The organism is Acidobacteriota bacterium, assembly GCA_026707545.1.
In the GTDB taxonomy this organism is placed as follows: domain Bacteria; phylum Acidobacteriota; class Thermoanaerobaculia; order Multivoradales; family Multivoraceae; genus Multivorans.
In genome coordinates this window covers 277445-288901 of the sequence record JAPOWR010000005.1, presented here as the reverse complement: position 1 = coordinate 288901, position 11457 = coordinate 277445, and the positions used below count along the sequence as shown (strand labels likewise).

The window sequence follows — 11457 nt, the reverse complement described above, 5'->3', positions numbered from 1 at the left end:
TCCCCCTACGCCGCGGCCGCCCTCTTCTGCCGCCGTTCGCGGCCGAATGAACTCTCCCAGATCAGCACGATGGGACTCGCGACGTAGATCGACGAGTAAGTGCCGACGAGCACCCCGACCAGGAGCAGGAAGGAGAAACCGCGGATCACGTCGCCGCCCAGGATGAACAGGCTGCCGACGGCCAGCAGCGTGGTCCCCGAGGTCAGGGCGGTCCGCGACAGGGTCTGGTTCAGGCTCCGGTTCAGCACCTGCACCAGGCTCTCGCGCCGGTTGCGCCGCAGGTTTTCGCGAACCCGGTCGAACACGACGACCGAGTCGTTCACGGAGTAGCCGATCACGGTCAGGAACGCCGCCACGGTGGTCAGGTTGAACTCATAGCCGGCAAACGCGAACAGGCCGAGACAGACGGCGACATCGTGCGCGAGGGCCGCCAGGGCGCCGATGCCGAAGCGCAGCTCGAAGCGGAACCAGATGTAGGCCAGAATGCCCGCCAGCGCGAAGGCGATGGCCAGCAACCCCTTTCGCCGCAGCTCGCTGCCGATCTGGGGCAGCACGTTGTCGCTCGACAGCACCGCGAAGTTGCCGAACGTCGCCCGTTCACGGATCGCCGCGACCGCCGCCTCGCTCAGCGCTTCGCCCGGCTGGACGGCGGACCAGTCCTTGATCAGGCCCTCGTCCCGGCGGTGCGCCATCACCTCGGCGGACGCCGCGCGGTAGTGCTCCCGGGCGGCGATGTCGTCGCCGGAGGCCCGCAGGTCGTCCGGATCGGCCTCGAGCAGGAGCGAGGCCAACGCCTCCGTGCCCTGCCGGTTCAGGTCGAAGCCCGAAACGCCGCTGTTGTAGTGCCGCTGCAACATCTCCTCGATCCGGACGGTGCGTTCTCCTCCACCATCCTCCGCGGTCGAGGTCCTGAGGATGACCGAGTTGTCCTCCTCGGTGCCGAACGACTGGATCGACGCGCTCTCGATCCCCGCCTCCTCGAGCAGCCCTCGAACCTCCTGGACATCCGGCGGCTCGGCGAACTGCACGATCATCTGCGTGCCGGACGCGAAGTCGATGCCGAGGTTCAACGGGCGGCTGAAGATGAAGCCCAGCGCGGCGACCACCGCGACGGTGGAGAGACCCAGACACACGCGCCGGAGGCGCATGAAATCGAAACTCGTATTGCGGAAAAACTCCATCGACGGACCCTCAGATGGACAGACGCTCGACGCGGCCCGAGCGCGAGAGGAGCAGGTCGAACAGGAGCCGGCTGTTGAAGACGGCCGTGAACACGGAAGCCAGGATGCCGACCGTGAGCGTCACCGCGAATCCGCGGATCGCCCCGGTGCCGAAGTTGATCAGGAAGATGGCCGCGATCAGGGTCGTCAGGTTCGCGTCGAGAATCGACGACCAGGCCTTGCCGAAGCCGGAAACGACGGCGGCCTTGACCGTGCGCCCGTTGTGGAGCTCCTCGCGGATCCGCTCGAACACCAGTACGTTGGCGTCCACCGCCATGCCGATCGTCAGGATCAGGCCCGCGATGCCGGGCAGGGTGAGGGCGGCGCCGAAGTACGCCAGAACGCCGAACACGAGCACGAAGTTGAGCCCCAGGGCCACCATCGCGTTGATGCCCGAACCCCGGTACACGACCAGCATCGCCACCAGGACCAGCGCGATGCCGTAGGCGAAGGCGCGCGTGCCCTGCTCGATCGAGTCCTGTCCCAGGGACGGACCGACCGCCCGCTGCTCCAGGTACTCGATGCCCGCCGGCAGGGCGCCGGAACGCAGCACCGTCGCGAGGTCCTCCACTTCCTGCTGGGTGAACTGCCCGCGGATGATCCCGGAGTCGGAGATCCGTCCCTCCACGGTCGGCGCCGACTGCACCCGGCCGTCGAGCACGATCGCCAGGGGATTGCCGATGTTCGCACCGGTCCACTCTTCGAAGATCTGGGCGCCCTCGTGGGTGAGCGAGAAGTTGACCACCGGCTCCTGGAACTGTCCGAGCCCGGCCCGCGCCGTCTTCAGATCGCGCCCCGTGATCACCGACCGCTTCTCGAGCGCGTAGTAGACCTGACCGATCACGTTGCCGTCGGCGTCGCGCTGGTCCTGGGGCACGATCTCGAGGTGATCCGGAAGCGTGCCCCCGTACTGGCTCAGGATCTCCTGCGTGTCCAGCGCCGGCGCACCCGTCGGGGGCGGATACACACCGAGGCGGAACTCGAGGAAGGCGGTGTTCTTGATCAGGTTCTTCACCCGTTCCGGATCGTCGACGCCGGGGAGCTGGACGACCAGCCGGTTGCTGCCCAGACCCTGGCGCTGGATCACCGGCTCGGCGACGCCGAACTCGTCGACCCGGTTGCGGATCGTCTGAAGGGCCTGGTTGATCGCCTGCTCGCGGATGTTGTTCACCTCGTCCGGCCGGCGGTCGAAGACGACGTCCTCGCCGGTTCTCCTCCAGGTCCAGTACGGCATCGTCTCCTCGAGGATGCCGGGCAACAGTTCGTCCCGGTCGGGCGGCAGGCCCGTGAGCCGGAAGCTCACCGGGGATTCGGTCGCGCCGGCGACGCCGGAGACCCCCTTCTCGTCCAGTTCCTGGACCAGGCTGTCGATGTCCTTCTGCGCTTCCGCCCGCAGCGCATCGTCGGTCAGCACCTCGAGCAGCAGGTGAATGCCGCCGCGCAGGTCGAGGCCCAACTGGATCTTGTCGGCGAGCGGGAACGCCCAGAAGGCGCACGTGCCGACCACGACGACGACGAGCAGGCCCCGCAGGAGCAGGTTCCTGTTCATGACTTCGGCTCCTCGGCGAGGCCGGTTACCGCGGCCTTGGTCACCTTGACCTTGACTCCGTCCGCGATCTTCACGATCACGGCGTTCGGCTCGGTCGAGATGACCTCGCCGTAGAGGCCGCCCTGCGTCAGGATCCGGTCGCCCCGCTTCAAAGCTTCGACCGTCGCCTGGAGCTGCTTCCGGCGGCGCCGCTCCGGCGCGATCAGCAGGAAGTAGAAGATGCCGCCGATCAGGATCAGCGGCAGGATCGAGATCAGGCCCGACGGCGCGCCGCCAGCGGCCACAAACAACAGGGAATCAGGAATCATCTCGGGGTGCTCCTAGGGTGGTGCGGGCAAGCAAGCCTCTCGCAGCCCGCACCGCAAGGCGTAACCCTATCGCCGTTCTGCTTCCGCCGCAGTGCCTTCCCGCCCGCCGGCCCCGCCGAAATCGGCAAGCTCGCCGGCCGCGATCGCCCGCCGCAGCCCGGCCATGAAGTGCAGAAAGAAGCGCACGTTGTGTTCGGTGGCCAGCACCTTGGCCGTGATCTCGCCGCAGCGGAACAGGTGGTGCAGGAAGGCGCGGCTGTGCAGCCTGCAGAGCGAGCAGCCGCAGGCGGCGTCCACCGGGCGCGGGTCGTCCCGGTAGCGGGCGTTCTTGATCCGCACCATGCCGGTCGAGGAGAACAGCGTGCCGTGCCGGGCGTTGCGCGACGGCAGCACGCAGTCGAACAGATCGACGCCCAGACCCACGGCGTGAAGGATGTCCTCCGGCGTGCCCAGGCCCATCAGGTATCGGGGCCGGTCCTCCGGCAGGGCGGGCGCCACCCAGGACACCGCCTGCCGTCCCAGGTCCCGTCCCTCGCCTACGCTGACGCCGCCGATCGCGTAGCCGTCGAACGGCAGCGCGGCCAGGTCCGCGGCCGCGCGCAGACGCAGGTCCTCGAAGAAGCTGCCCTGGACGATCCCGAACAGGCCGGCCGCGCCGCTGCCTCCGGCGGCCCCCCAGCGGTCGAGAGAACGGCGGGCCCACAGCGTCGTACGCCTGAGCGACTCGGCCGCCACCTCGCGCTCCACCGGCCAGGGCGGGCACTCGTCGAGCACCATCGCGAGGTCGACGCCCATCAGGTCCTGGACCTCGACCACCCTCTCCGGGGTCAGTTCCACCCGGCTGCCGTCATGCGGACTCTGGAACAGCACCCCGCCGTCGCTGACCCGGCGCAGACCGGCGAGGCTGAAGACCTGGTAGCCGCCGCTGTCCATCGCCAGCGGACCGTCCCAGCCGATGAAGCGGTGCAGGCCGCCCAGGCCGACGATGCGCTCGACGCCCACCCGTTCCAGCAGGTGGAAGAGGTTGGTCATCAGGATCTGCGCCCCGGAAGCCACAAGCAGGTCCTGGCCCATCCCCTTCACCGCTCCCAGGGTGCCCACCGGCATGAACGCCGGGGTTTCCACCTCGCCGTGCGGCGTACGGAGGCGGCCCAGACGGGCGAGTCCGTCGCGGCGCTCGACGCGGAACCGTAGCTCCCCCACCCGATACCTAACGCTTGAGGTCGACCTTCGTCACCTCGACGTCGTCCGGCAGCGAGAGGATGAACTCGCCGTCATCGATCGGCTCGTTCAGGACCATGTCCGCCAGCTCGATCAGCCTCTCGTCGCCGCTGACGTGCACGACCCTGAACCTCTGCGGCAGGAAGGTCTCCGGGGCGATCCAGATGTCGATCGTCTTGGCGTACTTCTCGACCCTCCGGTAGTCCGCCGTCAGGTGCAGGAAGTACGGCGCGCCCTCCTCCTCGGGGAACTCCACCTGGACCGTGAAGTACTTCATCAGCGTCTCGAGATTGCCGGCCGGACCCAGATAGGTCAGCACCTGCTCCGAGAGGCGACCCACCTCGGCCACCTTCGCGGTGCCGAGATCCTCGTACCAGGTGGTCGCCACGTCGCCCCGCACGGTCATCACCATCGGTTTGGGTTCGACGATCTCCCACCGCACTTCCTCGGGCGGCCGGTAGCGGAACCAGCCCCAGCTCTCTTCCGGCTCAAGCAGCAGCTCGCTGGTCTCGTGCTGCACCAGGCGCGCCTGGAGAGTGACGATCCGGTTCTGCTCGTACTTCACACGCTCCACCAACCGGCTCATGCGCTCGCGCAGGTCGATGCCCCCAGCCGCCGGATCGGGCGGGGCGGCCGGCGCTTCCGGCGTCTGGCCCAAAAGCGCAGGGGCCGCGACCAGGGCCGCGAACAGCGCACTGACCCACGGCGCATTGACGGTGCGATTCTTCATTACTGCAGGCGGGGCGAACCTGACCGTAGAGTAGCAACCCCGGGTCGGAACCTCGTACCCGGAAGACTCCGTATCCGTTCCACGTGCCTCGCAGTCTCTCCTTCCGCGACCCCATCCACGGCTTCATCGAAGCCGACGAACTGGAAGCGGCGCTGATCCGCACCCGGCCGATGCAGCGCCTGCGACAGGTCCGCCAACTCGGTCTGACGCATCTCGTATTCCCGGGCGCCGAGCACAGCCGCTTCGGCCACGCGCTCGGCGCGATGCACCTGGCCGGGCGCGTCTACGACACCCTGGCGCGGGTCGAGGGAACACCGTTCGACCCCGGGCCGCAGGCGCGCGCCCGGCGCCTGGTCCGGGCCGCCGCCCTGCTCCACGACCTCGGCCACGCCCCGTTCAGCCACTGGGCCGAAGACCTGTTCGAGGACGGCATCGACCATGAGGAGATGAGCCGCCGGCTGCTCGCCGGCGACGAGATCTACGGCGTCTTCGAGCGCTTCGGCGACGGCATCGCAAGCTCCGACGTGATCCGGCTGCTCGGCGACCGGCTCGAAGGACCGGAGCGCTTGCTCTCTCCCATCGTCAGCGGCGAACTCGACGTCGACAAGATGGACTACCTGCTGCGCGACTCCCTGTTCTGCGGAGTCCGCTACGGGACCTTCGACCTCGACCAGGTGATCTCCACGGTGCGGCCCCTGCTCGACCCGGAGTCCGGCGAGCACCGGCTGGGCATCGACGCCGAGGGCCTGCACGCCGTCGAAAGCCTCATCCTGGCCCGCTACTACATGTTCACCCAGGTCTACTTCCACGTCACCGGCAAGGCCCTGGAGCTCCACCTGAACGAGTGGCTGCACGAGCAGAAGATCACCTGGAGCAGCGAACCCGAACGCTTCCTGGCCGACGACGACGCCGAGATGATGACCCGGATGCGGCGCTCGGACAGCCTGCACGCGCGCGCCATCACCGACCGCGCCCACTTCCGGCTCGCGCACGAGACCGACGAACACCTGGAACCCGAAGAGAAGCGGGCGTTCGAGCGGCGCCTGGAACCGCTGCGCGAGCGGTACGGCAGAGGTCTGCTGATCTCGAACTCCGCCAAGGATCCGCACCGTCTCGGCCGCGGCCGGGTCCCGGTGCGCCAGGCCGGCGGCCGGCTGGTGCCACTCGGGGAGGCCAGCCACTTCATGCGCCACCTCCGGCGCATCGACCGCTACCGCGTCTATTGCAGCGACGCCGTCTACGACGAAGTGCGGCTCGAGCTGGCGGGCTGATCCGCGGCCGCCGGCGCGACCAGGATCGCATCCCGGCCGGCGGGATGGAGCAGGCTGGCGGCGCCGGGCCGAAGCCCCGCCATCAGCCGCAGGATGTGCCGGCCGCGCGCCTCGAACTTCGCCTCGTAGTTCGTGCGCGGCCCCTCGGGCCAGCCACCCACGAGACGCTCGACCTCGACCGCCGGATGGCGCTCCAGCGTCTCCACCACCGCCTCGCCGTACTCGTCGTGGTCCGTGGCGAAGCACAGCCGTCCCGAGGACGGCTCGAGCAGGGACAGCACGAGATCGACCGTGCGCGGATCGAGCAGACGCCGGCGGTGGTGCCGGCTCTTGGGCCAGGGGTCGGGGAAGTAGATGTGGACGGTGCGCGCCATCGCCTCCGGCAAGAGGGTCGAGATCAGGTAGAGCGCCTCGCCGCGGAGCAGGATCAGGTTGTCCAGCCGTCGAGCGGCAGCCCGCCGCACCGCCAGGCGGAAGTACTTCGACACGATCTCGACGCCCAGGAACGGCCGGCCGGGCATCGCCGACGCCGACCCGAGCAGGTACCGGCCCTTGCCGAACCCCAGCTCGACCTCCCAATCCGAGCGCGACTTGAGCGTCGCCAGCAGCTCGGACCGGCACGCCCCCAGACCGCGCAATCCGGCTTCGGCACTCCCGGTTCCCGGCGCGCCGGGTCCGCGCCAGACGACCGTGGGTGACGCGCTCAGAGCAGATCCCGGCGGCCGAGAGCCCGCAACCGGTCCACGATTCGCCGCACGTCCTGCGCCCGCTCTCGCGGCACGACGAGCACCGCGTCGCCGGTCCGCACGACGGCCAGGCCCTCGACTCCGATCGCCGCCACGGTACCGCCGTCGGCGAACAGCAGGTTGTCGCGCGCATCGACGGCGACCGTGTCACCCACCGTCCGGTTCCCGTCGCCGTCCGCCGGCAACGCCTCGGCCAGGGACGCCCACGAGCCGAGATCGCTCCAACCGCAGTCGGCGACCACGCAGCCGATCGAAGAGAGCTTCTCCATCAGGCCGTAGTCGATCGACACGGACTCGAGATCGGCGTAGAGCGCGCGCCGGCGCTGTGCATCGCCGTCCTCCGCCGCCAGGCGCTCCAGGCCGGCGGCCAGCTCCGGCAGGTGCCGGCCGTAGAGATCGAGCAGGACGTCACCCCGGAACAGGAAGATCCCGGCGTTCCAGAAGTGGCGGCCGGAGGCCTTGAAACGGGCCGCGGTCTCCGGGTCCGGCTTCTCGGTGAACCGCGTGACCGGCTCCACTCCGCCCTCGACCGGGGGCTTCGCGAGTTCCAGGTAGCCGTACCCGGTTTCGACCCAGGCGGGTTCGACACCGACCGTGACCACGTCACAGGCGCCTTCACGGAGGGCAACCGCGCCCCGGCGAAGAACCTCCCGGAACGCGTCCTCGTCGGCGACCCAGTGGTCGGACGGAAACACCGCGATCACGCCGCCCCGCACCTCCTCCGGCATCGATCGCACCGCCCAGCCGATCGCCGGCGCCGTGTTGCGGCCGCTCGGTTCGCCAAGCACGCGCGAAGTGGCGAGTTCCGGCAGCTCGGACGCGACCGCGGCGGCCAGTTCCTCGGTCGTGCACACCCAGATCCCGTCCGCGCCGCAGAGCGGCTCGATGCGGCGCGCCGTTGCGGCGAGCAGCGAGCCGCCGCCGAGCAGATCGAGGAGTTGCTTCGGGCGGCGCCTCCTGCTCACCGGCCAGAAGCGGGAGCCCACGCCGCCGGCCAGGATCAGACCGATCATCGCTGAGGCCGCCCGCTCAGTCGCCGGCGCCATCCGTGCGCCACAGCGCGACTTCGGCCAGTGGTTTGCGCCGCAGGTCGGGCACCTCGCAGTCCGGCGCCGGGTAGCCGATCGGAAACAGGATGTACGGTTTCTCGTTCGGCGGCCGCTTAAGGATCTCGCTCAGGAACCCCATCGGGCTGGGCGTGTGGGTCAGGGTGGCGAGTCCCATTCGGTGCAGGGCGGCAATGAAGAGGCCGCAGGCGATGCCGACGCTCTCCTTGACGTAGTAGTTCTTCCGCTTCGCCCCCTGCTCGTCGAAGCCGAAGAGTTCGGCGAACACGACGACGATCCAGGGCACGGTGGTCAGGAACGGCTTTCGCCAGTCGGTGCCCAGTGGCTTGAGCGCCTCGAGCCACTCGTCCGGCATGCGCCCACCCAGGTAACTGTGCTTCTCTTCCGCTTCCGCCGCCTCCCGGATCCGCGCCTTGATCCCCGGGTCGCTGACCGCCACGAACCGCCAGGGCTGGCGATGCGCTCCCGACGGCGCGGTCGACGCGGCCTCGATCGCCCGTTCGATCAGCCCGCGGGGAACCGGCTCGTCGGTGAAGAAGCGCACGCTGCGCCGGCTGTCGAACTCCTCGAAGATCCGCTCCGCCCGGCGTTCCATCTCCGCCGGCTCCACGCGGGCCGGCCGGTAGGGAACGAAGACGGGAGCGTCCGGGCTGTTACCCACTCGTTCGCTCGAGCTCGTCCTCGACGACGCCGGCCAGTTCCTCGTAGGCCACCGCTCCGGCGAGCGGCCGGCCGTTCACGAACAGCGCCGGCGTCCCGTTGACGCCGACCAGGATGCCGGCCCGCCGGTCGGCCTCCACCCGATCCGCCGTGTCCTCGGCCTCCAGGCAGGCGGCGAAGGCCTCCGCGTCGAGGCCCGCGCGCTCCGCCTTGTCCTTCAGGTCGTCCAGGCTCAGCGCATCCTGCTCCTCGAACATCAGGTCGTGCAACTCCCAGAAGGCGCCGAGATCCTGGGCACAGATCCCGGCCTCGGCCGCCGCCTGGGCGTTGGGGTGGATCGCATGCAGGGGGAAGTGACGGAACACGAGCCGCACGTCGTTCGGGTACTCCTCGAGGATCCGTTCCAGGGTCGGCAGCACGCTCTTGCAGTATGGGCACTCGAAGTCCGACCACTCCACGATCGTCACCGGGGCCTCCGCCCCGCCCCGTTCCGGCCCCGTTCCGGGTTCGACGGAGAGACGGTACGGATCGAGCAGGTACTCGATCTCGTGCCCTTCCTCGAGGTCCTCGACGAACCGCTGCTGGGCCAGATAGACCCGAACCTGGGGCTCGAGCTCTTCCCGCCCGCCCCGGATGCGCCCCTCGTTCTCGACGAAGAAGGCGTCGATCTCCTCGTCCGTCAACTCGGCCTGGAGACGCTCCATCTCCGCCTCCCGCCAGGCCTCCGGCGAAAGATCCGCTTCGCCGGCCGCGGCGACGACCAGCCGGTCGCGGACGATCCCCTCCAGTGTCCGCTCGATCAACTGGTGCCGCTCGGAGTCGACCTGCAGGTCGCACTGGATGCGCTGCTGCTCCAACTGGTCCAACTGCGCGGCCGCCCGATCCAGGGCCTCGCCGTGGCCGATGTCCACGCCGTCGAGCCGGGCCGCGGCCCGATCCTGAACGCTCTCCTCCTGCGCCGAAACCCCGGATTCGGGGCGCAGGACGAGGAACGCGATCACCGCCAGCAGGACCACGTAGAGCGCCGCGTGCAGGGTCCAACCGGGCCGGTTCCTCTGCGCTGGAATCTGTGTACTCAAGGCTCGCCTCCTCCGGAAACTCACTCTACCGGAGCGCTACCATGACACCTGGATGACCGGACGGTTCATCACCTTCGAGGGCCTCGACGGCAGCGGCAAGTCGACGCAACTCGAACGCGTGGCGCGGCGCCTCGAGCACCATGGAGTCGCCCACGTCGTCACCCGGGAGCCAGGCGGCACCCCCTTCGCCGATCTGCTGCGCGAGTTGTTCCTGGGACGGGAGGCGGCCCAGGTCGACGGCCTGGTCGAGTTGATGCTCGTGTTCGCCAGCCGCCGCCAGCACCTGATCGAAGTGATCGAGCCGGCGCTGGCCGCGGGCGCGATCGTCCTGTGCGACCGCTTCACGGACTCCACCTACGCCTACCAGGGCGGCGGCAGGGGCCTGCAGCCGGAGTTGATCGCCGAGGCCGACCGGCTCGCCACCGGCTGCCATACGCCCGACCGCACCCTCTTCTTCGACCTGCCGCCGGAAGAAGCGCAGCGGCGGTGCAGCGGGCGTGCCGCCGACCGAATCGACCGGGAGAACCTGACGTTCTATCGGCGCGTGCATACCGCGTACCGGGAGCGAATCGCCGGCGAACCGGATCGCTTCAGGGTCATCGACGCGGCGGCGCCCATCGAGACGGTTGCGCGAGCCGTCGAGGACGCGCTGGCGGACCTCTTCCCGCAACTGCAGAGCGATCAGGTACGCCGGGCATGAGTCGAGCCGCGGAGCAACTGCCCTCGCTCGCCGCCACCGGCCGGCTGTACCCCTCGATCATCCTTCACGGCGGCGAGCCGGCGGACCGGCTCGCCCTGGCCAACGAGATCGCGCGGGCGCTCCTGTGCGCCGGCGAGCCGGAAACGAGGCCCTGCGGCCGGTGCAAGCACTGCCGGCGAATCGACATCGAGAACGACGGTGTCTTCCATCCCGACTTCGTGTTCGCCCGCCGCGATCCGAAGAAGAGGGAGACGGTCATCCCCGTGGAGAAGGTCAGAGCCCTCCTGCAGACGGCCCAGGTGTCGCCGTTCGAAGCCCGTGGCCAGGTGTTCGTCATCGTCGAAGCGGAGGTGCTCCATCCGGCCGGGGCGAACGTCCTGCTCAAGACCCTCGAGGAGCCGGCCGACAGGTCGCCCAGGAACTTCCTGCTCCTGGCCTCGTCCGCCAGCGAGCTGCTGCCGACGCTTCGCAGCCGGTCGTGGACCGTCTACCTCGGCGCCGGCGACGCCGGCGACGACGACGAACTGGCCTCCGACCTGCTCGACCTGTGGCGCCGGCGCCCCGGCGACGAGTCGTTCGCCCTGTGGGTCTCTGCCCTGGCCACACGTCTTCTCGAAGGCGGCGGCTTCGAGGACATCCGCGCCCGGCAGGGTTGGACGCGGATCGCCGGCGCCGTGGCCGCTGCGGCGTCCGGCCTGGAACGTCGGGCCGACCGCGCCGCCGCCCTGGCCCTGGCCGCCGACCTCCTCGATGCCCACCGCCTGCGGCAGCGCTCGATCCAGCCCCGCCGGATCATCGAAGGCCTGGCCGTCCGCCGCCTCCGGAGGGACCGTCCGCAGACCGGCTTCGAGAGCTCGGTGAACGAACTGCTCGGGCCGCCTTGAACCCCGGCGTGGCGGGCTTCTC

At 69.6% G+C, this 11457-nt stretch carries 12 protein-coding genes; 3 read left to right on the top strand and 9 right to left on the bottom strand.

The genetic code is table 11. The annotated features are described in order from the left end of the window. Positions 1-5: 5 nt before the first annotated feature. The 5 genes from secF to OXG83_17265 all read right to left on the bottom strand — a co-directional run bounded on the left by secF (position 6) and on the right by OXG83_17265 (position 5028). Entirely contained in the window at positions 6-1181 is a 1176-nt protein-coding gene (gene secF, locus OXG83_17285; GenBank protein ID MCY3966774.1) for a protein translocase subunit SecF, read from the bottom strand. 10 nt (positions 1182-1191) lie between these two features. Further along, the gene (gene secD, locus OXG83_17280; GenBank protein MCY3966773.1) at positions 1192-2769 is read right to left on the bottom strand and encodes a protein translocase subunit SecD; all 1578 of its coding nucleotides are present in this window, start codon (positions 2767-2769) and stop codon (positions 1192-1194) included. Beyond that, on the bottom strand, positions 2766-3077 hold the full coding sequence (gene yajC, locus OXG83_17275) for a preprotein translocase subunit YajC (protein MCY3966772.1): 312 nt from the start codon (positions 3075-3077) through the stop codon (positions 2766-2768). The genes secD and yajC overlap by 4 nt, the downstream gene beginning before the upstream one ends. 66 nt (positions 3078-3143) lie before the next feature. Beyond that, entirely contained in the window at positions 3144-4280 is a 1137-nt protein-coding gene (gene tgt / locus OXG83_17270; GenBank protein ID MCY3966771.1) for a tRNA guanosine(34) transglycosylase Tgt, read from the bottom strand. Positions 4281-4287: 7 nt separating this feature from the next. Next, positions 4288-5028 (bottom strand): outer membrane lipoprotein carrier protein LolA, encoded by a 741-nt coding sequence (locus tag OXG83_17265; protein ID MCY3966770.1) that lies wholly within the window; start codon positions 5026-5028, stop codon positions 4288-4290. Between the two features lie 83 nt (positions 5029-5111). Between OXG83_17265 and OXG83_17260 the strand changes: the two genes are divergently transcribed. Next, positions 5112-6299, top strand: coding sequence for an HD domain-containing protein (locus OXG83_17260; protein ID MCY3966769.1), 1188 nt, complete (start codon positions 5112-5114; stop codon positions 6297-6299). On the opposite strand, the gene OXG83_17255 is transcribed toward OXG83_17260, so the two are convergent. The 4 genes from OXG83_17255 to OXG83_17240 all read right to left on the bottom strand — a co-directional run bounded on the left by OXG83_17255 (position 6266) and on the right by OXG83_17240 (position 9851). Further along, entirely contained in the window at positions 6266-6937 is a 672-nt protein-coding gene (locus tag OXG83_17255; protein ID MCY3966768.1) for a tRNA (guanosine(46)-N7)-methyltransferase TrmB, read from the bottom strand. The two genes, OXG83_17260 and OXG83_17255, sit on opposite strands and share 34 nt — an antisense overlap. A gap of 65 nt (positions 6938-7002) precedes the next feature. Next, a complete protein-coding gene (locus OXG83_17250) occupies positions 7003-8058 on the bottom strand; it encodes a sugar phosphate nucleotidyltransferase (protein MCY3966767.1) in 1056 nt (351 codons plus the stop codon). Between the two features lie 16 nt (positions 8059-8074). Continuing rightward, positions 8075-8707: a nitroreductase family protein gene (locus tag OXG83_17245; protein ID MCY3966766.1), complete on the bottom strand. Its 633-nt coding sequence runs from the start codon at positions 8705-8707 to the stop codon at positions 8075-8077. 58 nt (positions 8708-8765) lie between these two features. Continuing rightward, positions 8766-9851, bottom strand: coding sequence for a DsbA family protein (locus OXG83_17240; GenBank protein MCY3966765.1), 1086 nt, complete (start codon positions 9849-9851; stop codon positions 8766-8768). A gap of 52 nt (positions 9852-9903) precedes the next feature. Between OXG83_17240 and tmk the strand changes: the two genes are divergently transcribed. Continuing rightward, positions 9904-10551 (top strand): dTMP kinase, encoded by a 648-nt coding sequence (gene tmk, locus OXG83_17235; protein MCY3966764.1) that lies wholly within the window; start codon positions 9904-9906, stop codon positions 10549-10551. Next, positions 10548-11435, top strand: coding sequence for a hypothetical protein (locus OXG83_17230; protein MCY3966763.1), 888 nt, complete (start codon positions 10548-10550; stop codon positions 11433-11435). Before tmk ends, OXG83_17230 begins: the two co-directional genes overlap by 4 nt. Positions 11436-11457: the final 22 nt, after the last annotated feature.

What these genes read in the sequence shown, in the direction of transcription:
- secF (MCY3966774.1), bottom strand. Translation starts at nt 1,181, where the DNA reads ATGGAGTTTTTCCGCAATACGAGTTTCGATTTCATGCGCCTCCGGCGC.
- secD (MCY3966773.1), bottom strand. Translation starts at nt 2,769, where the DNA reads ATGAACAGGAACCTGCTCCTGCGGGGCCTGCTCGTCGTCGTCGTGGTC.
- yajC (MCY3966772.1), bottom strand. Translation starts at nt 3,077, where the DNA reads ATGATTCCTGATTCCCTGTTGTTTGTGGCCGCTGGCGGCGCGCCGTCG.
- OXG83_17265 (MCY3966770.1), bottom strand. Translation starts at nt 5,028, where the DNA reads ATGAAGAATCGCACCGTCAATGCGCCGTGGGTCAGTGCGCTGTTCGCG.
- OXG83_17250 (MCY3966767.1), bottom strand. Translation starts at nt 8,058, where the DNA reads ATGATCGGTCTGATCCTGGCCGGCGGCGTGGGCTCCCGCTTCTGGCCG.
- OXG83_17245 (MCY3966766.1), bottom strand. Translation starts at nt 8,707, where the DNA reads ATGGAACGCCGGGCGGAGCGGATCTTCGAGGAGTTCGACAGCCGGCGC.
- tmk (MCY3966764.1), top strand. Translation starts at nt 9,904, where the DNA reads ATGACCGGACGGTTCATCACCTTCGAGGGCCTCGACGGCAGCGGCAAG.
- OXG83_17230 (MCY3966763.1), top strand. Translation starts at nt 10,548, where the DNA reads ATGAGTCGAGCCGCGGAGCAACTGCCCTCGCTCGCCGCCACCGGCCGG.